Annotated in this window: 22 protein-coding genes and 1 tRNA gene; 10 read left to right on the plus strand and 13 right to left on the minus strand. The window is 70.1% G+C overall.

Annotated elements, in window-relative coordinates:
• The first annotated feature begins 151 nt into the window (after positions 1-151).
• From AC4NMM_RS12750 to AC4NMM_RS12770, 5 genes are all read left to right on the plus strand, one after another.
• Positions 152-227 (plus strand) — tRNA-Cys (locus AC4NMM_RS12750).
• 89 nt (positions 228-316) lie between these two features.
• Positions 317-1,156, plus strand: coding sequence for a hypothetical protein (locus AC4NMM_RS12755; RefSeq protein WP_491924417.1), 840 nt, complete (start codon positions 317-319; stop codon positions 1,154-1,156).
• A gap of 85 nt (positions 1,157-1,241) precedes the next feature.
• A complete protein-coding gene (locus AC4NMM_RS12760) occupies positions 1,242-1,448 on the plus strand; it encodes a hypothetical protein (RefSeq protein WP_096394198.1) in 207 nt (68 codons plus the stop codon).
• A gap of 124 nt (positions 1,449-1,572) precedes the next feature.
• Positions 1,573-2,187 carry a VOC family protein gene (locus AC4NMM_RS12765; RefSeq protein WP_491924418.1) on the plus strand — a complete coding sequence of 205 codons (615 nt, stop codon included), beginning with the start codon at positions 1,573-1,575 and terminating at the stop codon, positions 2,185-2,187.
• A 1-nt stretch (position 2,188) separates the two neighbouring features.
• Complete coding sequence (locus tag AC4NMM_RS12770; RefSeq protein ID WP_096394196.1) at positions 2,189-2,947, plus strand: alpha/beta hydrolase; 759 nt, start codon at positions 2,189-2,191, stop codon at positions 2,945-2,947.
• A 31-nt stretch (positions 2,948-2,978) separates the two neighbouring features.
• Here the strand turns inward: AC4NMM_RS12770 and AC4NMM_RS12775 are convergent, their stop codons facing one another.
• The 5 genes from AC4NMM_RS12775 to AC4NMM_RS12795 form a co-directional block, all read right to left on the minus strand.
• Positions 2,979-3,683, minus strand: a complete 705-nt coding sequence (locus tag AC4NMM_RS12775; protein WP_491924419.1) for a hypothetical protein — start codon at positions 3,681-3,683, stop codon at positions 2,979-2,981.
• Between the two features lie 80 nt (positions 3,684-3,763).
• Positions 3,764-7,024 carry a SpoVR family protein gene (locus tag AC4NMM_RS12780; RefSeq protein WP_096394194.1) on the minus strand — a complete coding sequence of 1,087 codons (3,261 nt, stop codon included), beginning with the start codon at positions 7,022-7,024 and terminating at the stop codon, positions 3,764-3,766.
• Positions 7,021-8,406 (minus strand): DUF444 family protein, encoded by a 1,386-nt coding sequence (locus tag AC4NMM_RS12785; RefSeq protein WP_096394193.1) that lies wholly within the window; start codon positions 8,404-8,406, stop codon positions 7,021-7,023. The genes AC4NMM_RS12780 and AC4NMM_RS12785 overlap by 4 nt, the downstream gene beginning before the upstream one ends.
• Positions 8,397-10,814: a kinase anchor protein gene (locus AC4NMM_RS12790; RefSeq protein WP_096394192.1), complete on the minus strand. Its 2,418-nt coding sequence runs from the start codon at positions 10,812-10,814 to the stop codon at positions 8,397-8,399. Before AC4NMM_RS12790 ends, AC4NMM_RS12785 begins: the two co-directional genes overlap by 10 nt.
• A gap of 1 nt (position 10,815) precedes the next feature.
• Positions 10,816-12,891 (minus strand): PrkA family serine protein kinase, encoded by a 2,076-nt coding sequence (locus AC4NMM_RS12795; RefSeq protein ID WP_491924420.1) that lies wholly within the window; start codon positions 12,889-12,891, stop codon positions 10,816-10,818.
• Positions 12,892-13,322: 431 nt separating this feature from the next.
• On the opposite strand from AC4NMM_RS12795, the gene AC4NMM_RS12800 reads away from it, so the two are divergent.
• On the plus strand, positions 13,323-14,084 hold the full coding sequence (locus AC4NMM_RS12800) for a DUF1028 domain-containing protein (RefSeq protein ID WP_491924421.1): 762 nt from the start codon (positions 13,323-13,325) through the stop codon (positions 14,082-14,084).
• A gap of 10 nt (positions 14,085-14,094) precedes the next feature.
• Here AC4NMM_RS12800 and AC4NMM_RS12805 read toward each other — a convergent pair whose 3' ends face one another.
• On the minus strand, positions 14,095-14,949 hold the full coding sequence (locus tag AC4NMM_RS12805; RefSeq protein ID WP_491924422.1) for an endonuclease/exonuclease/phosphatase family protein: 855 nt from the start codon (positions 14,947-14,949) through the stop codon (positions 14,095-14,097).
• Between the two features lie 274 nt (positions 14,950-15,223).
• Entirely contained in the window at positions 15,224-15,706 is a 483-nt protein-coding gene (locus tag AC4NMM_RS12810) for an RNA-binding protein (protein ID WP_096394188.1), read from the minus strand.
• Between the two features lie 144 nt (positions 15,707-15,850).
• On the opposite strand from AC4NMM_RS12810, the gene AC4NMM_RS12815 reads away from it, so the two are divergent.
• The 3 genes from AC4NMM_RS12815 to AC4NMM_RS12825 all read left to right on the plus strand — a co-directional run bounded on the left by AC4NMM_RS12815 (position 15,851) and on the right by AC4NMM_RS12825 (position 17,391).
• Positions 15,851-16,465 carry a 2Fe-2S iron-sulfur cluster-binding protein gene (locus AC4NMM_RS12815; RefSeq protein WP_096394187.1) on the plus strand — a complete coding sequence of 205 codons (615 nt, stop codon included), beginning with the start codon at positions 15,851-15,853 and terminating at the stop codon, positions 16,463-16,465.
• Between the two features lie 93 nt (positions 16,466-16,558).
• The gene (locus AC4NMM_RS12820) at positions 16,559-16,897 is read left to right on the plus strand and encodes a hypothetical protein (RefSeq protein WP_096394186.1); all 339 of its coding nucleotides are present in this window, start codon (positions 16,559-16,561) and stop codon (positions 16,895-16,897) included.
• A gap of 158 nt (positions 16,898-17,055) precedes the next feature.
• Positions 17,056-17,391, plus strand: a complete 336-nt coding sequence (locus AC4NMM_RS12825; protein ID WP_004599172.1) for a NifU family protein — start codon at positions 17,056-17,058, stop codon at positions 17,389-17,391.
• Positions 17,392-17,424: 33 nt separating this feature from the next.
• On the opposite strand, the gene AC4NMM_RS12830 is transcribed toward AC4NMM_RS12825, so the two are convergent.
• The 3 genes from AC4NMM_RS12830 to AC4NMM_RS12840 form a co-directional block, all read right to left on the minus strand.
• The gene (locus AC4NMM_RS12830; protein WP_491924430.1) at positions 17,425-21,291 is read right to left on the minus strand and encodes a glucodextranase DOMON-like domain-containing protein; all 3,867 of its coding nucleotides are present in this window, start codon (positions 21,289-21,291) and stop codon (positions 17,425-17,427) included.
• Positions 21,292-21,507: 216 nt separating this feature from the next.
• Positions 21,508-22,962, minus strand: coding sequence for a ribonuclease FAU-1 family protein (locus AC4NMM_RS12835; RefSeq protein WP_491924423.1), 1,455 nt, complete (start codon positions 22,960-22,962; stop codon positions 21,508-21,510).
• Between the two features lie 2 nt (positions 22,963-22,964).
• A complete protein-coding gene (locus tag AC4NMM_RS12840) occupies positions 22,965-23,357 on the minus strand; it encodes a DUF7532 family protein (protein WP_491924424.1) in 393 nt (130 codons plus the stop codon).
• A 120-nt stretch (positions 23,358-23,477) separates the two neighbouring features.
• Here AC4NMM_RS12840 and AC4NMM_RS12845 point away from each other — a divergent pair, with 120 nt between their 5' ends.
• Positions 23,478-24,488, plus strand: coding sequence for a PrsW family intramembrane metalloprotease (locus AC4NMM_RS12845; RefSeq protein WP_017341812.1), 1,011 nt, complete (start codon positions 23,478-23,480; stop codon positions 24,486-24,488).
• Between the two features lie 33 nt (positions 24,489-24,521).
• Here AC4NMM_RS12845 and AC4NMM_RS12850 read toward each other — a convergent pair whose 3' ends face one another.
• From AC4NMM_RS12850 to AC4NMM_RS12860, 3 genes are all read right to left on the minus strand, one after another.
• Entirely contained in the window at positions 24,522-25,499 is a 978-nt protein-coding gene (locus AC4NMM_RS12850; RefSeq protein WP_017341813.1) for an ROK family protein, read from the minus strand.
• 90 nt (positions 25,500-25,589) lie between these two features.
• Complete coding sequence (locus AC4NMM_RS12855; RefSeq protein ID WP_096394183.1) at positions 25,590-26,048, minus strand: universal stress protein; 459 nt, start codon at positions 26,046-26,048, stop codon at positions 25,590-25,592.
• Between the two features lie 218 nt (positions 26,049-26,266).
• Positions 26,267-26,650 carry a DUF5611 family protein gene (locus tag AC4NMM_RS12860; RefSeq protein ID WP_096394182.1) on the minus strand — a complete coding sequence of 128 codons (384 nt, stop codon included), beginning with the start codon at positions 26,648-26,650 and terminating at the stop codon, positions 26,267-26,269.
• Positions 26,651-26,690: the final 40 nt, after the last annotated feature.

Raw genomic sequence — 26,690 nt, forward strand, 5'->3', positions numbered from 1 at the left:
CCACGGGTCGCCGCCTACCCACTCATACGGGATACTTCCCACCAAGCCCACGGACAACGCGTCCGTGGGCTTTTTTTTCATACACGGAGAGCCGCCGCGCTCGCATCCGACCGCTAAACTTAAACGCTCGACAGCGGTACGTTCGGCTGGCGCCAAGGTGGCAGAGTCTGGTCAGACGCAGCGGCCTGCAGAGCCGCCCAACGCCGGTTCAAATCCGGCCCTTGGCTTCGGTTCTCTTCGATACGGACCGGTCGGTCGGTCCCACGAACTGGCCCGCTTAGTAACCGTTAAACACCGGGTGACCCATGCGTGAACTATGCAACGACGCGCTGTGGCCGTGTTTGTCGCGCTGTTCCTCGCCGTCGCGGGCGTGGCGGGCGCGCTGACCGCGACGGCCGATAGTCCGGAGATAGCGCTCGAAAACCCGGAAGTCGACGCCTCAGTGAACGAGTCGATCGATGTCGGCGGCGAGACGTACGTCGTGGCCGCCATCTCTGAAAGCGAGAACGACGATGGCCAGACGGTCATCTCGGGGACGCTCGAACGCGAGTTCACGGCGGAGACCTCCGAAACCTGGGCGAACGGGTCGACCGTCTCGGTCGACGACAGCGAGTGGCGCGTCGAGATCCCCGGGGAGAACGCCACCGAGTTCACGCTCGTCGAGGTGCTCGACCGGCAGGCGATCCTCGAGGCCGACGACGCGGCCGAAAACGAGACGGTCACTCTTGAGGACGGCGAGTACGTCGCAGTGACCGACGAGAACGGCGACCGGACGCTGGTGCCCGTCGACGAGTACTTCCCCGCGCCCGAAGAGCGGTCGTACGCGACGGGCGAGACGCTCGGGTACGACGGGCAGACGGTCACGGTCGACGACGTGACGGCCGACGGGGCCGTCCTCGTGTGGGAGACCACCGAGACGGAGACGGTCGAGCTCGCCCAGCAGTCGACGGTGACGATCGGCGACACGGAGTACGTCGCGCACTTCCCCGACGCGTCGACGCTTCGGATGTCGACCGACATCGAGGCGTACGAGGCGCAGGTCTCCGAGATAGAGCGGTTCAACCAGTACAACAGCGGTCTCTCGCGCGTTCTCGTCCTCTCGGTCCTGTCGTCGATCATGCTCGCCGGGATGGCGTTCATCCCGTCGCGATACTGACCGCCGACCGGCGTTTTCGTTCGGTTCCGCTCCGCTACCCGAGTTCTACCGACAGTCACTACCCGTCGGGACCGCTATCGCGACCATGAGTTCGGCAACGGAGAAGGTGCGACAGCTCGCGCCCCACTGGGCGGTGATGTTCGTCGCCATGTTCGCCGCGCTGGCGGTCGTCGAGCGCGTCCTCGGCGGACTCGGGCTCGCGGCGTCGCTGCTGATCGTCTTGGCCATCGCCGTCGCGTATCCCGTCGTCGTTCGGACGCTCGGCGTCGCGCCGCCAGTCTGGCAGCGGTGACGGTGCTGCCGAGCGGAGTCCGACGGCAACCTCCTCGGTGGAGGTCGGCCAGATAACACCGGTGTCAGCCGGTCACCGTCCCGTCCCTCTCGTTTTTATACGGCTCGGTCGCCTTTCGATCGGTATGAGCGACGAGAAGCCGGCTTCGGTCACGTCGGAGCTCCCGGACGCACCGTTCCACACCAGCGGCACCGACCACATCACGGTCTGGGGGAGCAACGAGGAGGACACGCTCGCCTTCTACCGCGACCTGCTCGGGATGCCGCTCGTGTTGCGGCAGCCGAACCTCGACGACCCCTCGCAGACGCACCTCTTCTTCGACACCGGCGACGGCCGGATCCTCACGGTGTTCGTGAGCGACGAGCGGGCGTCCGCGCGCGGCCAGCGCGTCAACACGGGCGCCGTCCACCACCTCTGTTTCAGCGTCGAACCCGACGAGTACGAGGATATCATGGCGGCGCTCGAGGAGGCGGGGAAGGGGTACAACGTGTTCGACCGCGGCATCTTCCACTCGATTTACACGCAGGACAACAACGGGCTCGTCATCGAGCTGTCGGCCGACAAGTACGAGATCCCCGACGATCGGAAGGGCGAGGTGCTCGCGACCGCGCAGCGGCTCCGCGAGGAGGACGGCGCCGACTTCGCGCAGGACCGCCACATGGAGGGGGCCCTCGAAGAGCTCGGTCTCCCCGTGAACAAACACGACCTGCCCGACGCCGACGCCGGCGTGGGGGTCTGAGATGGCCGACCGCGCTCCGGGACCGCACACGGGCGAGGACCCGCACGGCGACGAGCCGCTGGTCACGGCCGGGACGCCGCTCGACGACGCCGACGCGGCGCTCGTGCTCGTCCACGGCCGCGGCGCGACCGCTCGGAGCGTCGTCGACCTCGGCGAGCAGCTGGCCGGCGACCGCGACGTCGCGCTCTCGCCGGCGGCTTCACCGCCGGCTGTCGGAGAGACCTCCGGTCTCTCACTACTCGCGCCCGCGGCGGCCGGCAACACCTGGTATCCGAACTCCTTCCTCGCCCCGGTCGAAGACAACGAGCCGGGTCGGAGTTCCGGGCTCCGGGCGGTCGGCGCCGCGGTCGACCGCGCGGTCGACGCCGGGATCGCACGCGACCGCGTCCTCGTCGGCGGCTTCTCGCAGGGCGCCTGCCTCGCGAGCGAGTTCGTCGCCCGCAACCCGACCCGCTACGGCGGGCTCGCCGTCTTCAGCGGCGGGCTGATCGGCGAGTCGGTCGACGTCGACGACTACCTCGCGGGCGGCGACGCGGCGGATGAGTCGGCTGACGGCGACGGCCCGCTCGCCGGCACGCCCGCGTTCGTCGGCTGTAGCGACGTCGACCCGCACATTCCCGAGGAACGGGTCCACGAGACGACCGCGGTGCTGGAGGCGCTCGGCGCCGATGTCGACGAGCGGATCTACGAGGGGATGGGCCACGGGATCAACGACGAGGAGGTCGCGGCCGTGTCGGAGCTGGTCGCCGCGCTCGCGTAGCCGCCTCCCGGCCCCGGCCGCCGGTCGCCGCTCACGCCGCCGCGACCGACAGCCACAGCGTCGTTACCGCCGTGGCGAACAGCACGGTCCCGATCGCGGTCGCCGCGGCCGTGAGTCCCCCCGTCAGCGTCGCCAGCATCGCCGGGACGCCGACCGCGAGGACGAACAGGGCGACCGACGCGCTCCCCGCAACCATTGGGTCGGCGCCACGCACGAACCGCCCGAGTCCGGCCGTGCTGTCTAGCGCCGCGGCCCGTCCGTCCGGCGGGCTCTCGGCCTCTCGGTTGCCCTCCGCGCCGCTCTCGACGGTGGCGTCTCTCCCCGCTCCCGAGCCTCGCCCGGTCACGATCCGCCAGCGGCCGTTCTCGTTCCGCGCCCGGGCGTACTCCCCCGCGACGAGGTCGGCGGCGCCCGGTGGATAGCCGAGTCCGCGGACCAGCGCGAGGAAGTCGCTCTCGTCGTACCGGCCCGCGGTCGGCCAGCGGTACCGGTCGCACAGGCGCTCGCCCGTCGGGAGCGCGTACGCGACGCGGACCGCGTCGCCGTCGCGTTCCCAGCCGATCAGTTGGATCCGGACGGTGCCGTCCCCGGCGGCGTGCCGGTCCAGGAGGTACAGCTCAGTCGCGTCGTCGAGCGCCGTCGGATCCCGGTCCGCGAAGGCGAGCGACGTCCCGTCCGGCAGCGACCTCGACCGGTCGGCCTCGGGCTCGGCCGCCTCCGTCTCCGGAGCGTCCATGTCGGTCGTTGTCGCCGGACGGGGATAAGTGCGGGTCCGACGGGCGGAGGCCGTCGAAGCCGTCGGCGGTCCCGTCCGGCTCACGCCAGCCAGTCGTCGGGCTTCGTGTCGTAGTCGACGTCGTCGGCCGCGATCCGGGCTTCGGTCTCGGCGTCGAGGTCGTGTTCCGTCACCTCGCCGCCGTCGTACTGGAACCGCACGCCGACCTCGGTGCCCTCGGGTTCCTCGCCGCGCCGCTTGGCGCGCCGGATCTCGCCGTCGTCGTACTCGACGCGGATCGTCGCGAGGTTCACCGGGCGCCCCCACAGCTCGAAGACGCGCTTCAGGGTCGCCTTCGCGCGCTCCTCGTCGAGTTCGACGCCGTTGTACCGGTGGCCCAGGAGGAGCTCGCCGCGGTTCCGGAAGTTCCCGTCCAACACGACGATTGTCGGCTTCCCGAAGTTCGTGAACCGGAGGAGCAGCTTCTTCCGGACGTCGTCGGCGTCGACGCTGGCGACGCGGTGCTCCTCGGTGGCCCGGCTGTACTCGTAGGTGAAGTAGTTCCCCTCGCGAACGAACTCGTCCGTGAGGAACGCGTCGATGAACGTCACGTCGTTGTGGCTCTCGCGGGCCTCGAACATGCGGTCCCAGCCGGCCGCGCGGTCGACGTCGTCGATCGCCGCCGCGACCGTCTCGTACCGGTCCACGTCGAACAGGTACCGCGCCTGCTCTTCGAGCGCCTCGCGGGAGACGTTCCGGAGGGCACCCCGGTGTTCCGGCCGCGAGAGGACGTAGTGGCGCTCGGCGAGCCCCTCGCGCGTGAGCAGCTTCCACGGGTAGCGCTCGATGTCGATCTTGTCGCCGCCCGTCTCGCCCTCGCCGGGACCGCCGCTGGCGGAGTCCTCCCGAGCGGACAGCGCCCGGTCGACCGCCTCGGCGTCGACGCGCGGGTCGCCGTCGGCGGCCATGTCGGCGAGCTCGTCCAGCGTCGCCGGGCCGGCGCCCGCGATTGCGGGGTGGGGTTCGAGCAGGTCGGCGACCTCGTCGAGGTCGACCCGTGAGTGGAAGTTCTCGGGGGTCACCCCCTCGACGCGGAGCAGCTTGTCGGTCACCTCCCGGCGGGCGGCCCGCAGCTCCACGTGCGTCCACAGCTCGAAGCCGAGCTTGTACGGGTTGAGCCCGGGCGAGCCGAGCACCCGGGACATGTGGTCGGCGTACGTGAGGAACTCGTCGGGGCCGGCGAACCCCTCGCCGCCCATCATCATCGACTCCCAGTACGAGTTGTGATTGATGAATCCGGCACCCACGTATCGGTGAGTTTCCTCCACGGAGATGTCGTATACGTCTCCGGTTCCCTCTTCGACGCTTACGACCTCGTCAGTCCACTCTTCGGTTTCGAACCACGCGAGTTCGTCGACATACCTCTCGAGTGCTTCGTCCTTAGAGGAGTAGCCGAACCCAATCTCCGTATGGAATCGATCGGCGGACTTGCCGGTCAGATGTACGTGGAAACAGCCGTCGGACTGCTCTCGACGGCGTGAGATAATATCGAAGTTTGTCAGCAGTAACTGTACGACCTTCGAGACCGATTCGCTCTTGCTGCTGAGTATCACCCCCTGGTCCCCGGCGTATCCGTCAGCATCGAACAACCCTCTAAGGAATTCGCTCACGACCGTTTTCGGCGAGCGAAGGACTGGCTTCGGGACGACCTTGTCGGCGGCACCCGTTCGCAGATCGAACCACTCCGTGAGCAGTCGAACCAGATTCGCGGAGTAAATGTACGTCCGCCATCGAGCCCCGTCTTCGGAGACGGTCGGAGAGATACCGAACAGTTCGTCAGCCAATCCGGCGAACTCCTCCGCTTTGGCCTTCGAGCCGGATGTAAATCCGACCTGTCCGGACGCTTCCGAAACGTGTCCGTCTCCGACCAGTAATCCGAGAAACCGTCCGAGTTTCTCGGACACTTGATCGGGAACTGCGATGACATCGCTCTTCGCGACGCTCTGATTCTCCCCATCGTACGACGCAAATGCTCTCTCGATGGCCTCGGACTTTTCCGCACGCCCCGTCTTACGATAGCGCATAACTGTCCAGATCGAGACGCCCGCCTCGGCGGCCACGTCGTTGAGCGTAGTGTGTTCCGGGTTCTGCCAGTCGACGTCGACGTAACTCGTCGGCCAGAGACCGTCTCCACCTGATATCTCGATCTTGTCGCCTTTCGAGATATCTCGTAGCTCGACCCACGAACCGTCTGGTTTCCGGATCCGGTGGTTGTCGGAGCCGCGTAGTTCGAAGCCGCGTCGAGTTTCGATCGAAACGGTGTCGTGATCCGAAATGACGTTGGAGTCGTAGACGGCTTGTGCCCCGTCACCGTCCGATACGGCGGGAAGATCATCAACGACCTCGCGCATCGGGAGGAGTCCCCCCTCGGTGAAGACGGGAGTTTCGGGTGCGACACAGGCCCATCCCTCGTTCATCACCTTCGTTTGTTTCTGTCCCGCAAAATAATATGCCTCCTCGCGGATCGCGTCGATGACGGTGGTCTCCCACGGCTCGCGGTCGACCGCCTTCCCGCTGTCGGAGTCGTACCGCTTCCCGTGGTCGCGCAGGAACGCGAGCACGTCCGGGCGCGGCTCCTCGGGCTCGACGCCCTCGCCGCGCGCCTCCAGCCACTCGTCGTCGAACACGTCGCGGCGCACCTCCTCGGAGAGGTCGAGCTCGTCGATCCGTTCTTCGATCGCCGCGAGCGGGTCGTCGTCACCGTCGCTCACGTCGGCCGCGACGCCGGGCTCCTCGACCGACCGGGCGGCGTCGACCGGGCTGTGCTGGTCGATCGTGTCCTCTAACGCGGTCACGGCGTCGATCAGCCGCTCCACCTCGTCGCGGTCGACGTCCGTCCGCTCGGCGATCGCCGCGATCCGGTCGGCGTTGCGCTCCAGCCGCGCCGCCGCGTTCGGGCCGCCCTCGCCGCGGTCGGCGTACAGCCCGAACCACTCGTTGTTCGCGAAGAAGTCGGCGTGCGCCTCCACGTGGGTGATGACGGCCTTCTGGTCGGCCGTCGAGTTCGACTCCTGGAGGAACGCGTGCGCGGGGTCATCGTTGTTGACGATCTCGAACGCCTTCCCCAGCCCGTGGCGGTCCAACTTCGACTGCCGCTCGTAGTTCATCCCCCACCGCCAGTGGGGGTACCGGCGCTGGAAGCCGCCGTAGGCGATCAGCTCGTTCATCTGGTCGTGGTCGACCACCCAGTAGCGCACCGGGTACGGCGCCAGCCCGAGCCGCTCGGCGAGGTCGCGCGCCTCGCGGGCCGGCTCGTCGAGCGACTCGGCCTCCCGTTTCGCCTCGATCCGGTCGTCTCTCATCGCCGCTCACCCCCGTCCGCGCGTCCCGTCGCACGGCCGTCGGCGGTCCCGGATCCGTCGCCCGACGACTCGGTGCTGAGGATCTCGTAGATGGCGTCCGTCACGTCGTCCGGCTCGGAGACGCGCGCGACCGCCACGTCGTCGGCGTCGCCGAACGCCTCCTCGAGTTCGTCGGCGTGGCGGGCGTTCGCCGCGCCGTCGCCGGGCTGGGTCTCCACGTACGCGTGGAGGTTGGCGTCGATCGACTCCATCTTCGGGATCACGCGCTCGGTGGTGTCGCTGCCGGCGTTCTCGGAGTCGCCAGCGGCGAACACGTACCGGTTCCACTCGCCGTACGGGTACTCCTCGAGGATCTCCTCCACGAGGTCGTACGCGCTGGAGATCCGGGTGCCGCCGCCGGACTGGATCCCGAAGAACTCCTCCCGGTCGACCTCCCACGCCTCCGCGTCGTGGACGACGTACCGGAACTCGGCGGCGTCGTACTTCCCGGTGAGGTACCAGTCCATCGGGGTGAACACGCGCTCGACGAGCTCCCGCTTCGTCTCGCGCATCGAGCCGGAGGCGTCGCGCACGTTGATCACGACGACGTTGCGCTCGCGCTTCTCTATCACCTCCGGGTGGCGGAACCGCTCGTCCTCCCGGCGGAACGGGACGCTGTCGAGCCCCTCCCGGCGGATCCGGTGGGTGACGGGCTCGCGGTCGACCTCGGCGTCGAGCGCGTCGAAGCTCTCCCAGCGGTCGAGCGCCGCCACCGGCTCGCCCCGCTCGCCTTCGAGCGTCGCCGCCGCGTCGGCGACCCACGCGCGGGAGACCGGGATCCCCTGCTCGCGCGCCCACGCGAAGACGTCGTCGACGTCGGCGCCCGCGACGAACAGCCCCTCGCGGACGTACGCCTCGTCAAAGTCGGTCGCGAGGTGGCGCTTCAGCCCGCGCTTGAAGAACTCGTCGACGTCGAGGGCCCCCCGCGGCCCCGCGCGGGCGGTGTCGGTGAAGTCGCCCTCCACCTCCTCGATCACCCGCTTCCCCTTCGGTTCGAGGTCGAGCCCGAGCGCCTCGTCGAGCTCCTTGGCGAACTCCTCGGGGTCCATCTCGTAGTACTCGTGGTCGCCGCCCTCCTCGCCGGGGTCGCCCTCCTCGTCGCCGTCGCCCGGCTCGGGGTCGACCGGCTGGCCGGGCTGCGGCTGGCCGTCGCCGCCCTGTCCCACCCCGCCGGCGGAGCGCTGGTCGTACTCGAACGCGGGGAGGTCGACCACCTTCACCGGAATCTTGACCCGGTCGGCGTCGGAGCCGCCGAGGTCGCCGCGGCTGATGAACTCCGCGAGGTCCTCCCGCCGGCTCTCGCCCACCTCGCGGAACCGCTCGCGGTCCTCGGTCAGTCCCACGGGTCACCACCCCCGTTCCGGTCGGCGCCGCCGTCATCCCCGTCGTCGCCGGCGCGGCCGGCGTCGACGTCGGGCCACTCCTCGCGCACGTCCTCCATCACCGCGCGGCTCGTCAGCTCCGCGGACGCGCGGCTGTACCCCCGCTCGCACAGTCGGTCGATCGTGTCGGCCTTCACCCGTTCCGTCTCGGTATCGGCGGGCGGGTCGGCCCACGCGGCGGGGTCGAGGTCGGGGAATCGCCGCTTCACGTCGGCGAGATCGTTCGCGTCGATCACCGCCTTCAGCTCGGGCACTTCCGCGAGCTCCACGTCGTCGACGCTGAACTCCTCGCCGCGGTTGCGCCACGCGTACCGCGTGAGCCCGCGGATCACCCGCTCGCGCCGGAACCGCTCGACGTCGCGGCCCGGGTCGGTCCCGCGGTAGTCGCTCTCGTCGAACCGCCCGAGCGTCTCCGTCTCGAACACCTTCATCGCGAGCGGGTCCGGCGCCGCGTCCTCGCGCTCGCGGTCGGTCGGGTCGTCCTCGTCCCACGCGTACACGTGTTCGACGTACTCGGCGACCGTCTCCGTCGGGACCGTCTCCTCGGCGAGGATCGCGTCGACCACGTCCTCGCGCTGGCGCTCGCGGATCCGCTCGGCGACCGGGCTGCGCCGCCCCTCGAACTCCGCGGCCTCGGCCCGCGAGAAGAGGGGGGCGTCGGCGAGCCCCTCCGCCATCGCGTCGAGCACGTCCGTCGGGGTGACCACGCGCTCGACGGGGAGGTCGGGGTGGCTCCGGTCCGCCGTCGTCGCGAGCAGGTCGGCGACCGCGTCGCGGGCGTAGGTGACCGGGATCCCGTTGCGGCCGTCCCCCTCGGCGAGGGCGACGTCGTCGACGGTGACCGCGTCGTCGCCGCGCCGGACCTCGCCCGTCTCGTACAGCTCCGCGGTCTCGATCAGGTCGAGGTCGCCCGGCGAGTCCTCGGCGTCGAGGCGCGTGACGACCGCGTACAGCGCCGCGGCCCCGACCGCGTGCGGCGCGAGCTCGCGCTCGACGAGGCTCCCGTCGGACTCTCTGACCTCGATCGACAGCGGCGCGGCGCCGGGGTCCCGGTCCCCCTCTGCGGGCCCGCTTCCCCGACCGACGCCGGTCGGCTCGGCGGGTTCGCCGACCGACTCCTCGACCGCGGTCGCGCCGGCGATCTCGCGCCGGAGCAGCCGCGCCTCCAGCCGGCGGTTCGTGAGGTACCGGAACTCGTGTTTCGAGAGCCGGCGCTTCAGCGCCTTCAGCGGGTCGGCGTCGCCGCGCTCGGCGTGCCGGTCCAGCTCCGCGTCGAGGTCGGGGTTCGAGATGACGATCAGCTGGGTGTCCACGTCCATCCCGATCCCCTTGTCGAGCTTCACGCGGCGCTCGTCGGGGACGTTGAGCAGCCGCCGGAGCAGGTCGGCGTGTTGGCTCGCGTCCTCGACGACCGTGGCGACGCCGTTCCCCTGCGAGAGCACGCCGTCGTAGCTGAACGCCTGCGGGTTCTTCCGCCCGCGCGAGTCGAGTTCGCGGAGCATGCCGCCCATCCACGAGCCGACGAGCCGCTCCTTCGCGGTCCCGTCGTCCTCGGCGTGGAGGACGCCGATCCCGCTGCCCACGTCGACGACGTAGCTCGTCACGCGGAGGTGGTCGCGGTCGGTGATCGCCGAGAAGAGGTCGCGGCGCCCGCGCTCGCGGTAGGTCGACTCCAGGTGGTCGTACGCCTCGCGGCTGAACGGGTCGAGCTCCACGTCGGCGGCGATCGGGTAGGCGTCGCCGTCGACCGCGTCGGCGATCGACTCCCGGACCGCCTCGGGGAAGACGGACAGCGGGTGCGACTGGACCGGGCTGCGGTACCACTCCCCGGCGTCGCCGCCGTCGCCGTACGAGAGCGACGCCGCGCCCGCGCCACCGCCCCCGCCGACGCCGCCCCCGGCGCCCGCGACGTTCCACTCGACGGTGTACCGCCGGCCGGCGTCCGTCTTCGAGAACGCGCGGAGGCCGTTGATCAGGCACCGCTTGAACTCCGATTTCCCCGTCGCGGTCGGCCCGTCGACCCAGACTATCGTCTCGTCGCCGCCCCGCCCGGTCGCGGCCGCGCGAAGGTCGTCGACGAACCCGTTGAGCGCGCGGGTGTTTCCGAGGACGGCGTGTTCGCCGTCGTTCGCGGGGTCGTCGAAGAACCGATAGCGGTCGAGCGTCTCGCCGCGCTCGCGGACTTCGCGGGTGCCGTACGACTCCACGGCCGCGAGGAGGTACCCCGCGCCGGAGGCGGCCGCGGTCGGATTCTCCAGCACGCGGTCGACGTAGGCGGCGAGGCTCATCGGCGGGTCGTACGCCCCGCGGAGCACCTCGTCGGCGGCGTCGAGGAACCCATCGCCGTCGTTTCGGGTTCGATCGCTCATCTCACCCACCGCCGTCTTCGATCTCCGAGCGCGCGACGGCCGCGCCCGCGTACTCCAACACCTCGGCGGCGCCGTCCTCGGAGTAGCCGCGGTCGACCAGGGCCGAGACCCAGTCGCTCCGGTCGTCGTCGTCGAGGTCGGTCGCGGACACCAGCGCGGAGAAGTTGATGTTATGCTTCTTGTCCTCCCACAGCTTCCGTTCGAGGGCGCGGCGGAGCCGGTCGTTCTCCTGCGGGTCGAACCCGCGCCCCTCGCGGGCGCGCCGCGACACCCAGTTCGACACCTCCTGTCGGAAGTCGTCCTTCCGGTCGGAGGGCACGTCGAGCTGCTCTTCGACGGCGCGTAAGAACGTCTCGTCCGGCTCCGTCTCCCGCCCGGTCAGCTCGTCGTCGACGGTGTCGTCGTCGATGTACGCCATCACGTGGTCCATGTACTTTTCGCCCTGTCGGCGGAGCTCGTCCACGTCGTACGCTAACGCGTGGCGCACGTCCTCGATGGCGCGCTCGCGGTACTCCTCGCGGACGCGGTCGAGCAGGCGCTCGTAGCGGTCGAGGTCCTCGGCCGCGATCGAGCCGTGCCCGCCGAGGTTCGCCTCGAAGTGGTCGAAAACGGACAGCGGCGAGAGGTACCCCCGCTCGCGGTGGGTGGCGTCCATGATCGCCTCGGCGATCTCGTCGCCGACGAAGCGCGCGGAGATGCCGTCCATCCCCTCGCCGACGTCGGCGGACTCGGCGGCGTCCTCGCGGAGCTTCCGCCGGTCGATCTCCTCGTCTTCGAGCTCGCCGTTGTACGCCTTCGCCTTCTCCACGAGCGTCACCGTCTCGTCGCTCGGCTCCTCCAAGCGGGTCAAGACGCCGAAGAGCCCGGCCATCTCTAAGGCGTGCGGCTCGACGTGGACGTTGGGCACGTCGGCGTTGTCGAGCATCTTCTCGTAGATCTTCGCCTCGCTCCCGTACTCCAGCACGTAGGGGTAGTCGATCCGCTTGGTGCGGTCGTTGAACGCCTCCATCTTCTCGTCGCCGGTCTTCTCGCGGTACTCCGGCATGTTCGTCCGGCCGACGATCACCTGATCGATGTCGATCCGGGGGTTGTTCTTCGGCTTGATCGTCGACTCTTGGGAGGCGTGGAGGAAGTCGTAGAGGAACTCCCGCTGGAGCTTCAGCAGCTCCTCGCCGGAGAAGAGCCCGCGGTTGGCGTTACAGAACGCGCCGGCGTAGTCGAACGCGCGCGGGTCGGACTCGCCGTACACCGCGAGCTTCGCGTAGTTGACGTCGCCGGTGAGCTCCGTCTCGTCCTGGTTCTTCTTGTCCTTCGGCTCGAACGTCTCGATGAACTCCCGGCGGTTCTCGTCGGCGACGAGCCGGACGACCTCGACGTGTTCGTCGAGGACGCGCTCCAGGTCGTCGTCGTAGTGCGCGAGCAGCTCGTTCAGGTAGAACTCCGAGGCCGGGTCCGGGTGCTGGTCGTTCCGGAGCGTGTAGGGGGCGTCGAGCCGCTCGTTGAGGTCGTCGATCACCGCCTGCCGCTGCGGCTTCGGGAGGAGGACGAGCGGGTCCTGACTCATCGGCGAGCGGACCGTGTCGTCGTCCGGGTCCTGGTCGTCGATCACCGAACAGAGGTCGACCCAGCGGAAGGTGTACATCCGGCCGGCGTCCTCGCGGGTGTACGCCTCGAAGTAGCGGCGCACGAGCCAGTCGAAGTGGGACTTGCCGGAGCCCACCGGGCCGAGCAGGAGCTTGATCCGCTTCTCGGGGCCGAGCCCGCGGGCCCCGGACTTCACCTTGTTGACGAACTCGTGGATCGCCTCGTGGACCTCGCGGCCGTAGAAGACGTTCTCGCCGTCGTGGAGCGGGTCCTCGGCGGCGAGCGCGTACTCGACGACGCCGCGCTCCTCGTCGTAGCGCGTCCCGTAGTGGTCGAACATGTCCGCGACGCGCTGGTGGGCGTTCCGCGCGATCCGGGGGTCGTCGTACAGCGCGTCGAGGTACCAGTCGAACGAGCGCGCCGCTCTGAGGTCGTCGGGGACCTCCGTCCGGTACTCCTCGCTGAGCCGTTCGAGCGTGTGTCGGTCTGCCATCGTATCACGTTCGCTCGGACGGCGAGGCGACGTCGCCGGCGTCCGACGCGACGGCCGGAGCTGTCGCTCTCCGTGCGCGTGTCGGCAACTCGTCGAGCCGCGAGCGGCGCGTCGTCGGAGGCGCGCGTCGGTGCCGGTGATCGCCTCGCCCGTATCCGAGGCTATATATGTGGGAGGGATTGGCACGGATAAGTATGTCGCCAGTTCACATCCCGCTCGATCCGTTCGGCGCCGTCGCAGTCCCCGGATTCGCCCCGATCGGTGACGGTCCGTCGGCCGGTTTTATCCGGGGTTCGTGAGATCCACGGCGGGCGCGGACCTCGGACCCTCGCGGATCGCTCGCGCGCGCCGTCCGTTTCACCCCCCGCCCGAGAACCGGAAAGCTCGCCCCCGGAACCCACTCTTTTGCGGGCCGCCGCCCCAGTACGCGTGTGACGTTCAGCATCTGCGTTCGCGAGCGGTACACCGACGACGACGGCGGCGACCAGATCCGGTTCGGCGTGGCGGTGACCACCCGCCTGCCCGGCGTCGGCACGCTCTGTCCGTTCGCCTCCTCGGACGGCGCGGTGGCGACCCAGTCGCTCGTCAACGTCGAGCTGGGGCGGAAGGGGATCGAGTACCTCGGCGACGGGCTCGCGGTCGACGACGCGCTGGAAGCGCTCCTGAACGCCGACGAGGGGAGCGCCCAGCGTCAGCTCCACGGCGTCGACGCCGACGGGACGTTCGCGTTCTCCGGCGACGAGTGTAACGGCTGGTACGGCCACCGAGAAGGGCAGAACTACACCGTCGCGGGCAACCTCCTGACGGGCGAGGACGTGATCGAGGACACCGCGGCCGCCTACGAGTCCGACGCCCACGGCGACGCGCCCCTCGCCGAGCGGCTGATCGACGCCCTCGCCGCGGGCCACGCCGCGGGCGGCGACAAGCGGGAGGACCTCGAAGTGCAGTCCGCCGCGCTGCTCGTCCGGAACACGGAGGAGGACGCGGACGACGCCTACTACAACGACCTCCGGGTCGACGCGAGCGAGACGCCGGTCGCAGACCTCCGCGAGACGTACGAGACCGCCAAGCGCGGCTACGAGACGATCTTAGAGAAGTACGCCGAAGAGGAGGCGGAAGAGGAGACTGATACCGACGCCGACACCGCCGACGAGGAAGCGAGCGACGACGCGGGAGCCGCTGACGGCGAGTAGCGTTCGCTCGCTACACCGACAGCCGGGCGAGGATCGGCAGGTGGTCGGACGGGTACCGGCCGCGATCGTCTCGGTCCGCGAGCGTCGCGAACGCCTCGACCGAGAGTTCGGGCGAGACGAGCGCGTGGTCGATCCGGCGCCCGTCGATGAGGCGAGCGAAGTCGGTGAGGCTCGTCTCCGGGCCGTGCCGGAGGTCGGCGGCGGCCGCGGCGTCGCGGAGCGGGCGGGCGTCGTCGTCTACCGGCGTCGCGGAGCCCTTCTCGTCGGGTTCCGAGCCGTCGCCGACGAGGATCCGGTGCGGCTCCGACCCCGGCGTGCAGTTGAGGTCGCCGACGAGGACGACGGGGGGCGTTTCGTCGGGGTCGCCGCCGGTCCGGTCCGACGTCGCTACCGGCGGGAGTCGCTCGCGGAGCAGGCGGGCGGATTCGCGCCTCGCGCGGGCACTCACGTGATCGAAGTGCGTGTTTATAACGCGAACCGCGGTGTCGCCGTCGCGGGCGCGCACCCGTGCCCACGTCGCGATCCGCGGATGAGACGCGTCCCAGCCGGTCGAGGGCTCTCCCGGCGTCTCCGAGAGCCAGAACGTGTCACCCTCGACGACCTCCCAGCGGTCGTTCCGGACCGCGATCGGGCACCCCTCGCCCTCGCCGCCGGCCTCGCGGCCGCGACCGACGAACTCGTACGCCGGGAGCCGCTCGCGGAGGTCCTCGCGCTGCCCGGGGAGCGGCTCCTGGAAGGCGGCGACGTCGGGGCGGTGGAACCGGACGAGCCGCGCGACGGCGTCCCGGCGGTCGTGCCAGGCGTCGTGGTGGTCGCCCCGGTTGGCGTAGCGGACGTTGTAGCTGAGCACCCGGATCCCGGTCATCACGTCGGGACTCGCGGGCGAGGCGATTAAAAGACGCGGAGCGATCGCGAGTTCGTTTGGCTCGTGGTCGGTGGGTGTGATTCCGCTCGTTTATAAATGACTGCGTGCGAATCGGCGGCGAACACCGCCGAAGCCACAGCCGTTTACTTATAAATGGCTGCCGACAGATCGGTGGTAGACACCGCCAAAGCCCCAGCCGCGAGGGCGGCCGCTCGCAGGCACGCGCCACAGCGTCGTTCATTTATAAACAGTCGGCACTGTCGCCGCCCGAGCGCTACACCGAGAACTCGTAGAGGTCGTCGCCGACGTGGTGGATCGACTCGACCACCTTCCCGCTGTCACCGACCATCTCGTCGCCGTCGGCCATCGCTCGGCCCACCGCCAGCACCTTCCCGTGGGTCTCCTCGGCGATCACGACGAGGTCGCCCTCGCGGATCTCCGGGTCGGCCTCGACGATCCCCGGGCGCATTACGTCGGCGCCGTCCGAGACGAAGGATATCGCGCCCGCGTCGACCGTGACGACGCCCGTCTCCGGGTCGTAGTCGTTCGCGCCCCGGACGGTGAGGAACGGCTCGTCGTCGTCGACGTAGAAGACGGCGGGGTCGCCGTCGACCAAGACGAGCTCGTAGCCGGCGTCGACGAACTCGACGAACTCGAAGGCCTCCCCGTCGATGTCGACCCCGAGGTGGTCGGCGACCGCCTCTTGGATCGCCGTGATCTCGTCGCTCCGGAGGTGGTGCCGGGATTTCACTTCCATGGGCGTCCCGTCGGCCGCTCGGCCGATAAATGGACCGCTCCGCGGCGTGAGCTCGGGCGATCCGCCGCGGTTTCGGCCCCGACCCGGTCTCGACTCGTTGGACCGATCAAAACGGCCTTAAACCACCTCTCCATATCCCCTCGTATGCTCAACCCACTGGCGATCGTGCTCGTGGCGATCGTGAATCCCCCCGCGATCGTGCTCGCGGCGGTCGCGACGCTGCTCGTCGTTCTCGTCACTTCGGTGAGGGGGACGGGGTGGGAACCCACGACCGACATCTCGGACGAAGTCCTCGAACACCGCGCGTCCGCGGTCCCCGAGACGGAGTTCCCGGAGCCGGGTAACCGCGCGATCGGCGGCGGTGGCGGCGGCGGCGCCATCCCGGCCGGCGGCGCCGAGGGCGAGGAGGGCGAGCTCGAAGAGGGCGGTACCGGAAGCTCGGGCCCCGGCGACATCCCCGAAGACGAGGTGGAGTACTTCGAGGTCGAGTTCGTCAAGCAGGGCGAGACGGTCGAGCTCTCCAACGATGAGCCCATCCTCGAACAGGGCGAAGACGAGGGGTGGGACCTCCCGTACGCCTGCCGGCAGGGCCAGTGCGTCTCCTGCGCCGGCCGGATCGCGGACGGCCCCTCGGAGGACTTCGTCGAGCACGACAACCAGCAGATGCTCGAGGAGGCCGAGATCGACGACGGCTACACGCTCACCTGCGTCGCCTACCCGCGCGACTCCTTCAGCATCGAGACCGGCGAGGCGCCGTAGCTCCGCGCTCCCCTCCCTTCTCCCTCGCCCTCCGCTCTCTCCGGTCGCGCTCGCTCGCGACACCCTTTTTCGCGTCTCGCCCCAACCCACCGTATGTCCGTCACCACGGCGCTCGTCGCCGGCGGCGGAGGCGTCGCCGTCGCGCTGATCGCCGCGGCCGTCTACCGCGACGCGGTCCGCGTCGGCGTCGACCTCGGGTCGCCGGCGGCCTGGGCCGCGCTCGTCGTCCTCACCGGCGGCGCGAGCCTCGTCACGCTGGTCCTCGTCCCCGACGCGCCCCTGCCCGGCGTCCTCGTGTTGACCGCGCTCGGCCCGCTCCTCTACCTGCTCGAACGCGACGACTCGATGAACGGCGAGGACGCGGCCGACCCGACGCGGCTCCCGAGCCAGTCCGGCGAGTCGGCGGACTCGGGCGACGACCCGGACCGGTAGCGCCCCCGGCGACCGAAATAGACCGGGACGCTTGCGCCGACAGATCGCGGCCCCACCGGGCGCCGTTCCGTCTCATCGACGATGACACAGTTCCTTTCGTCGCGCTCCGAGGCTCCTAAACCGCAACTTTCCATACCGTCGGCGCTGTACTGGAGGTAATGAGCGACGAGAGCGACGAGAGCCTCGCAGACCGGGTGGAGCAGTGGATGGTCGGTCAGATGCCGATCATCCAGATGCACGGCGGCACGAGCGTCGTGCGCGAGGCGGACCCCGAGACCGGCGAGGTCGTCGTCGAGCTCGGCGGCACCTGCTCCGGCTGCGGCATCTCAAACATCACCGCCGACAACATCCGCCGCGACCTCATCATGGACTTCGAGGAGGTCGACAACGTCACCGTGCGGACCGCCTCCTCCGGTGACAACGGGGCCTCCACCGTCGAGGGCGGCCGCGGCGGCGAGCTGAAACACGAGACCGAGTCCGCGAACCACTTCTGAACGCGACGGGGGCTCCCGTCGCGTCTCTTCTCTCTACAGCGGCGTGAACGGCAGCAACGCGAGCGTGTCGGCGTCGTAGGCGAGCGCCTCGGACTGTGAGACGCCCTCCGGCGTGATCATGTCGATCACGCGGGGCGCGTTGCCGGCCGCGCCTGCCTTCGCGCCGCCGAAGACGAACTCGCCGGCGTCTTCGACCACTGCCCGCAGGCTGCCCCGGTCCTCCGAGCCGACGATCGGGACCACCTCCCAGTCCGCGATATCGGCGTCGCCGACCGCCGACTTCGGGATCGAGGCCACGGCCGTGTTCGACTCGAAGCTGGCGAACACCTCCGGTGTGGCGACGTTCTCTCCGCTCGCGTCCGCGAAGCCCGTACCGAACCCGCTGGCGTCGAGCCGGTACTGCCACGGCTGCGCGAACTCAGCGGTAAGCCCGAGGTCGTCGAGCGCCGTCGTCCGCCCGCCGCTCGCGTCGGGATCGCGTAAGTAGACCAGGAAGTAGTGTGGCGAGAACGTCCCGCCGAACGTGTCGTACAGGTTCTCGACCTCGAAGGCGAACCGGTACTCCTCGTCCGTCTCCAGTACGCGGAACGAGCGCAGGTCGAACGCGCCGTCTTGGAAGTCGCCGCCCGTGGGGTAGGTGTACCCTCCCGGCCCGTCGTCGTCCCCTCGCGGGTCGGTGAACTCGGCGACGAGGTCGCCGGGCGCGACCGTGACGCTCCCGGAGCCGAGTTCCGTTCCGCCGTCGGCATCCCTGACGACGACGTCGAACGTACCGATCCCCGAGATGCTGAAGCCGAGATCGACCGTCTCGTCGGTCGCGTTCGGCGGAAGTCTGACGTTGCCGACCTCTTGGAACTCGCCGTCGACAAAGATCTCGACCGGCGTCCCGCCGACGAAGCCCGCGTCGTTGGAGCCGGTCGCGGTGATGAACGGCTCTTCGAGGTCCGCTTCGTCGGCGACCTCGACCGTCGCCACCTCCTGTTCCGGCCGCTCGTACTCGGGAAGCCGATTGATCTCGCGACCCCGCGCGGGACGCAGCCGGACCGCTGTCCCGCCGCTCCGGGCCACCGACGCGAGCAGGGTCGTACTCGGCGTGACGACCGCCTCGTCGACGCGGACGCCGGTCGGATCGAGGTCGACGCCGGCGCCGACCGCGTCCGAGTAGATCTCCGCGACGTACTTCGGTCCGTTCCGGCCGCCGCGACCGTTGCCGTTGCCGCGGCCGTTGCCCCGCCCCTTTCCGTTGCCGTTGCCCCGACCCTTTCCGCGACCCGGCGCGTCACCCGAGTTGCCGGGCGCGTTACCGGAGTTTCCGGGCGCGAGGAAGTCGAGCGGCACGTCGACTGCGCGGCCGTCGCCGTTCGTCATGACGCCGACGTACCACTCGCCGCCGCTGCGGCGGGCGATCGCGAGGTAGTCGCCGATCGCGGCGCCGACGACGCGCGTCTCGTCCCAGCCGGCGGCCGGGACCGACTCGATGAAGCCGAACTCGGGCTCGGCGTCGAAGTTCTCGCCGTCGGGCTCGTACCCCTCGTAGTCGGCCGGAACCGGCGACGGCTCGCCGGGGTCGGTGACGGCGACGGTGTTGAGGTTGAAGCCGCCGACGTCGCCGCTGAACCCGTCGTCGCCCTGCTCGTAGTCGAGCTCGATCGCGACCTCGTTGTCGCCCGCGTCGAGCTCGACCTCGGTCGTGAACAGCTGCCAGTCGTCCCAGTAGTCGGTGAAGTCGGGCTCGATCGTTTCGGTCTCGTCGTTGACGCGCAGCGTCGCCCGCGGGGTGCCGGCGTTTTTCACCCGCTGTGCGTTCTCCTCCGCGTCGCTCGCGTACCGGAGGTGGAGGTCGTACGTCCCGGCGCTCGGCACGTCCTCGACCGTGAACGACACCGACGACCCGCTCGGCGCGCGGTTGGGATCGACCGCGACGTAGTTGGTCCCGAACGCGTCGCGCCAGCTGTCGCTGGTGACCAGCCCGTCGAGATCGCCCGCGGCGGCCTGGAGCCCCTCGCCGACCGCGAACGTCTCGTCGATATACCCCTCGATCCGGTCGGCGGCCATCTGGAGGCCGCTGAGGTACGTCGGGTACATCGCGAGCTGCTTCGCCCGCGTCGTCTGGATCTGGTCGCCGCGGTCGTCGTTGAAGGTGATGTCGAAGATGCCGGGCTGGTAGCTCACCGGGCCGGCGAGGTTCCGCGTGAACGGCAGCGTGACGTGGTGGTCGCGGCCCACGTTCGACCCCAGCTGGCCGAACCCGTCGTACTCCTGGGCCTTGACGACCTCGCGGTTCGCCACGTTCGGGTAGGTGCGGATCTCGCCGGTCGGCTTGATTCCCTCGTGGATCTCCAGCAGCTGGCGGTTCGCCGCCGCCTCGCGGATCACCCGCCGATGGTGGTTCACCGCGAGCTGGTTGTGGTGGTTGTGGGTCGCCTCGGTGCCGTCGCCGTCGATGCCGAGCCCCCTGTCGGCGACGTAGCCGTTCTTGATCGAGTTGATGCCGACCGAGTCGTACTCGGCGAAGGCGTCCCCGTCGAGGACCGCGTCCTCGTAGTTCGGGATGTTGCCGGCCGTCTCGTTGTGGGCCGTCATCTCGACGGGCTCCGGGAGCGAGGCGCCGAAGTCGGTCACCTCCCGCACGTCGAAGTCGGGGTAGGAGTCGTCCACGCCGAACTCCAGTCCGGAGCCGTCGCCGGGGTAGGTGCTCCAGCCCTCGTTCCACCCCTCGACGAGCACGCTGTCGATGCCGTTCTCGCTCGCGAAGCGCATGTACCGCTTCATCCGCTCCGTGCGTGCGCCGTGGATGTACGCGGCGGGGTTGCCGCCCCCGGCCGCGACCTCGTCGTCGGTCCTGTACTCCCAGTTGGCCGACCCCGCTATCATCGTCCACCAGATGCCGACGTACTTGCGGGGCTCGATCCAGTCGGTGTCGGGCCTGCCCGCCCCGCTCGGCAGGGCGACCTCGTCGAGCGAGTCCGCGAGCAGCGGGACGAGCTGCGACTCGATCAGCTCGCCCGGACCGTCGACGACCTGTATCGTGCGCCACGGCGTCGCCGCCGGGAGCTCCAGCGAGGCCCTCGACCCGTCGGGCAGCGGCGTGAGCTCGGTCGCGAACGCCGTCCCGCCGTCGTCGCTCCGGGGCGCGAGCGTCGCGGCCGCGTAGTCGTCGAGGTTCGCCTCGTGGACGCTGAGGTACGCGTCGCCCGCGTCGACGGTGAGCGGCGTGTGCGCTCCGTTCCGCATCGGCGTGCCGTTCGGTCGCCGGTCGTCGACCCCGGCCGACACCTCCGACAGCGGCGTGTTCGCGTACTCCTGTTCGAACCGCGGGTTCGTCACCGCGTTCTCGATCCACCACGCGTCGTAGTCGTCGGCGAAGTCGACGCCGGTGTTCTCCGAGTCGATCACCGCCTTCCCCGAGTTGGCCGCGAACCCCTCGCCGAGGACGACCCGAAGGCCGACACCGTCGTCGAAGACGCGGATCTGGAGGTTCGCGGTCCGTGCGTCCTCGGCGGCGCCCCCGTCCGATCCCACGTCCGCGAGCCCGACGCTGAGAGCGTTGTACTCGGCCGAGACCTCGTCGTAGGCGCCCCACACCGGCTCCCACTCCTCGGTCGAGACCGCCCGGACCGTCCCCGTGACCGCGACGGAACCGCCCGACCCCTCGGCGCTCGCGCCGAACGCCGGCTGGTTCCGGAAGTCGAAGCCGAGCTCCGACGGGCCGACGTACGTCGTCCCGTTCCGCGCGACCTCGTAGGTCGGGACCCCGTCCGAGGCGTCGAGGGTGACCGCGATCGACCCGTCCGGCGACTCGATCCGCTGGACGGGGTCGTCCTCGCGGTTCGCCACCGGCGCGGCGTCGTCGGCCGACACGTCCCGCGAGTAGGCGGCCGCGGCGACCAGCGCCCCCACGCTCCCGAGGAACCCCCGCCGCGTCGATCCGTCTAACGGCTGCTGTGATTGTTTTTCACGCATTCTGCCCGCACAGTATATACGATGAATAATAATGTTATTGTGTCTAATCTAAGTGATTGAATTTCGAAACGACCGAGTCGAGCTGTCGGCGCGGCGGGGAGGTCTCGGGGCCGTGCGGGGCCGTGCGGGGGCGTCCTGGGCTCGCTCCCTACCCTACAGCGCGTTCTCAAGCGCCGACGCGACGCTCCGCGCCTTCTCGGCGAGCGGCTCGGGGACCGTTCCGGCCGCGACCGCCTCGTCGAGCTCGTCGTCGTCGACGCGCTCGACCGTTCCGTCGGGGCGCTTCACCACGTCGACGTGGAGGTCCACGTAGCGCGCGGCGTCGGGGAACACCTCCACGGGCGTACAGACGTTGACGTACGTCCCGCGGACGGTCCCGTCGCGGCCGCGGTACGTCGTCGGGTACCACCAGCGTCCCTCCTTCAGGCTCGTCTCGGCGACGTCGCCGGCCACGCGGTCGACCCCGAGCCCGTCGTACGTCCCGCCGCCGGTCATCTCGCGCTCGACGGCCACGGTCCCGTCGGGGTCGACCCCCGTCACCGTCGCCTCGCCGAGGGTGATCAGCCGGCCGTCCGGCTTCCCGTGGTCGATCCGGAGCGCGTCGCCCTCTTGCGGCCCGAACGCGTCGGTCACGACCGCGAACGGGAACTCGGCGTCGGGGGCGGGCTCGCAGAGCGCCTCCGCGAGGTCGACCCCGGCCGAGGCGTCTGCGGCGCCCGCCTTCACGCGGTGGTGGCCGGGCATCGTCGCGGTCGCGGTCCGGCGCGCGTCGTCGAGCCCGAACCGGCTCTCGCGGCCGAACCAGACCCAGACGCCGGCGTTCGGCGCGGCGACCGGCGCCTCGCGGAGCCGGCTTCCGTCGTCGAGTACGCCGAGCCCCGACCCCGTCTCGTCTCCCGAACCCGCCGCCGCGCGTAGCTCCTCGGCGGCGTCGACCGCCGCGTCGAGCCCCGCGGTCAGCGCCTCGGTGTCGGCGTCGACGGCCGGGGGTCGCCACACCGCGCGCCACCCCTCGGGCGGTTCGAGGTCGAGCAGGTCGAGCATCCCGGACAGCTCGCGGGCGGCCTCGTCGTCTCGCACGTTGACCCGCGTCCCGGATCCCGGTTCGAGCGCGACGAGGTCGCCGCCGACCCGGAGTTCCCCGGCGAGCTCTAGTCTCCGGTCGGTCCACGGCGCCGCCGACTCGCGCACCTGAACGCGGACCGGGTCGCCCGTCTCCACCCGGTCGTCGACGGCGCCGTACGGGAGGTACCCCTCGGCGGTATCGTCGTCGGTCCGGAGCCGCACCACCGCGCCGCCGCCGAGCGTCTCCGTCACCTCCCCGTCGAGGACCGCGCCGGGCGGCGTCGGGTCCGCCCACGCGAGCGCGTCGCGGCCGGCGTCGGTCAGGAGGCCCCGAACCGCGTCGACCGCGTCGGTGTCGCCGTGCGCGCCGACGCCCTGCCGATCGCCGCTCGTCTCGATCCGGACGTCCGGCGGGTCGTCTCCGAACGCGGCGTCGAAGCGCCGACGGATCGGCGGCGAGGCGTCGACGACGTCGTGGCCGGCGTCGAGCAGGCGCGCGGTGAGCGCCGTCGCGTAGATGCCGCGGACGCGGGCTCGCGGCATCCTCAGAGCTCCCCGCGCTCGCGAGCGAACCGCACCCGGTCGTTCACCGTGTCGCCGAGCGAGAGCTCGACGACGACGGGGTCGCCGCCGTCGCCCTCGCGGAGGACTCGTCCGCCCTCGACCGGGACGCCCCACCCGTCGAGCGAGAGGTAGCCGCGGAGGTCGCTCCCGTGAGTGAACAGGTCGACGTCGGCGGTCGCGTGTTCCTGCGTCTCGGACGCGCTGTGGGCCATATCCATGTCGGAGTAGTAGGCTGCGTCCGCGTCGAAGAACGCTCGGAGTCGGTCGGCGTCGCGGGCGACGAGCTCGGCGACGCGGTCCGAGGCGTCGGCGACGGCGTCCGCGTCCAGCCCGGCCTCTCGGAGGGCGCGCTGGACCCGTGGATCGAAGTGCATACCCCGCCTTCGGGCGCCGCCGTTTCAACGCTGTCGGCTGCGCCGCTTCCGCCCGCTCATCGCCGGACGCCGCTCGGGTGCCGCCCAGTAATTAAGTCACCCGGGTGGCAAACGGGAGCCATGCCATCCGACGAGGACCCGATCGCGTCCCGGGCCGACGACGACCGCGACCTCTACGACGTCGCGACCTGGGAGGAACGGACCTCCCTCGACGGGCTGTCGGTCGCGTTACACTGGTTCATTACTCGCTCGGCGAAGGCGCTGGTCGTCTTCGTCGCCTTCGTCGGACTCCTCGCGATCGTCGGCTCGTTCGGGCTGGGGCTCGTCTTCGACCCGGCCATCGCGATCCTCCTCGGGCTCTCCGCCGTCCCCGCGCTCGGCCTCGCCGCCTACGTGTACGTCTCGGACGTCACGACCGCCGAGCCGCTGTCGCTCCTCGTGGCGACGTTCCTGCTTTCGATCCTCACCGCGACGTTCGCGGCGGTCCTGAACAGCGTGCTCCAGCCGTACTTCCGGCCGTTCGGCTTCCTCGGGCTCGTCGTGTTCTTCTTCGTCGTCGTCGGCCCGATAGAGGAGTCGGTGAAGCTGCTCGCGGTGCGGCTGTACGCGTACACCGACGCCCGGTTCGACGCCGTCATCGACGGCGCCGTCTACGGCGCCATCGCGGGGCTCGGATTCGTCGTCATCGAGAACTTCGTGTACATCGCCCAGAACGTCGACATGGCGGAGCTGACGGTCGGGATCGCGGCGCTCGGCGCCGGCGACGGCATCGCCGCGCTCCGGGCGCTCGCGGGCCCCGGCCACGTCGTCTACTCGGCGTTCGCGGGCTACTACCTCGGGCTCGCGAAGTTCAACCCCGGGAACCGCGGCCCCATCATCGTCAAGGGGCTCGTCCTCGCGGCGGCGATCCACGCGCTGTACAACACGCTCGTCGGCCCGGTGACGGGCGTCGCCTCGCAGCTGCTCGGCCTCCCGCAGGTCGTCGCGCTGTTCGGCTTCGTCGTGGTCTTCCAGGGCGCGTTCGGGTACGTCCTCCTCCGGAAGATCTGGCGGTACCGCGACGCGTACCTCGACACGCGCGACGAGGTGGGCGAGGACGTCGAACCGGAGCTCGACGAGTTCGAACAGTAAGGGCGAAACCGGCCTCGTTTCCGCCTTCCGCCGTCAGGGCGCCTTTTCGACCCGCGAGCGGTCGCCGGTGCCGCCAGTCAGCGCGCTCGCGAGGGCGCCTTTCACCACGACGTCGTCGCCGAGGTCGGTGAGCCGCACCTCCGGGACGTTGATGAACACCATCTCCGGGAGCTTCTCGCGGATGGGATCGAGTATCCGGTCGGGGTTGTTGAGCGCGACCGCGCCGCCGACGCTCACGACGAGCGGCGCGTACGCGTGAATGACGTTAGCGATCCCCATGGCGTTCCAGTGGGCGACCTGATCGATCACGTGGTCGGCGAAGGTGTCCTCGCCCGCGGCCTCGAACACGTCGACCGCGGAGAAGTCGGGGTCCTCGATCGGGAGGCTCGTCTCGATCGGGTCCTCCTCGTACAGCTCGCGGGCGTACTTCGGGATGTTGTTGCCGGAGCAGTACCCCTCCCAGTGGCCGTCGAGCCCGCAGCCGCAGGTCATGAACCCGTGCGGGTCGACGGTCATGTGGCCGACCTCGCCGGCGTTGCCGTCCCACCCCGAGAGCACGTTTCCGTCGACGGCGACGCCCGCGCCGATCCCCGAGGAGATGGTGAGGTACACCATGTCGTCGGGGTTGCGCTCGGAGTGGAACCGCTCGCCGATGACGCCCGCGATCGTGTCGTTGTGGAGGTACACCTCGTCGGTGTCGAGCAGTCGCCCGACCGGCCCGACGAGCGGGATTCGCTCGACGGTGTCCGGGAGGTTCGCTGGCCCCTGGACCACTCCCTCCGCGAGGTCGAGCGGGCCGATCGAGCCGATCCCGGCCGCGACCGCCTCGCTCGGCGCGATTCCCGCGTCGGTACAGGCCCCACGGACCACTTCCAGGACGGCCTCCGTGACGGCGATGCCGTTCGGTCCCCGCGGGGTGCCTCGCGACGCGGAGCCGAGGACCGCCGCGGTCTCGTCGCCGACGACCGCCCGGACGTTCGTCGCCCCGAGATCGACGCCCACGTAGTACATCGGGTGTAAGCGCGGACCCGTCTCACTTAAGCGGGACGCTTCGGGCGGTCGAGCGAGGGAAAAGAACCGAGCCGTTTCCGCGAAACCGCGTTACGACGCCGTCTCGCGGACGAACGTCACCGGACACGGCGCCGAGAGCATGACCTCCTGTGCCGCGCTGCCGAAGACGGCCTTCCCGGTCGGCGAGCGCCGCCGGCCGCCGACGACGACGCGGTCGGCCTCGAGCCCCTCTGCGGTCTCGACGACCTCGTCCGCGAGGTCGCCGACCGCGCCGCGGACCGAGTGGCGCACGCCGGCCGCCGACAGCGCCTTCGAGAGGTCTCGGGTGGTCCGGTGTCGCTCCGCGACGTCGTCGGGCGTCGAGTTCTCGCTATCCGGGTCGAAGCCCAGCTTCGTGCGGGTCTCGTCGAACTCCTCCTCGTCGAACACGTGGGTCAACACGACCTCGGCGTCAGCCGGCCCCGCGAGCGCGATGATCTCGTTCGCGAGCCGCTCGGTGCGTTTCTCGTCTTCGCTGCCGACCGCCAGAACAATCGTTTCTATGCTCATACCTCCTCTTCGCGCCCTGTCGGTTTAAGACTGTCGGAGTTTTAACTCAGTTCTGAATTAACTTTTATGCGATCGATCCTGACACTCTCCCGCCAGCGAGACAGTTTCGGCCGCGAGACGACGTCCTCGACCGGTTCCGGTCGGACGAGCGGGGCGCTGCGGGCCTCTCGAACGGCTCTCGACCAGAGAATGGCGGCGACGACTGCGGGGGAACCCGATCAGTAGTCGGGCGCGTCGTCTTCGACTTCGCGCTTCAGCGAGTCGCGGCGGGACTTCGCGTCGCGGCCGGTCGCCTCAAGGAGGAACTCGTTTTTCGCGTCGACGGCGTCCGCGGCGGCTTCGGCGTTCCCCTCGGCGATGACGTCCTCGGCGGGCCGCTCCTCGAAGTGGACCGCCAGCTTGTCCTTCTTGCTCCCGTACTCGGCGGCGCCCGCGACGATCCGATCGAACACCGGGTTCTCGGGGTCCTCGACGACGTACAGTTCGTGGCCCTGCCACTCCTCGGTGTCGGTGACCTCGCCGAAGTACTCCTCGATAGAGCCCTTCAGGTCCGGCATGCGATCGTCCAGATGCTCGCCGCGGCGCATCTTGTACTCCTTCATGCCGCGACCGTTCGACAGGCCGGCGTAAACCAGTTTCGTC

It is taken from the genome of Halorubrum sp. SD41 (assembly GCF_058630335.1).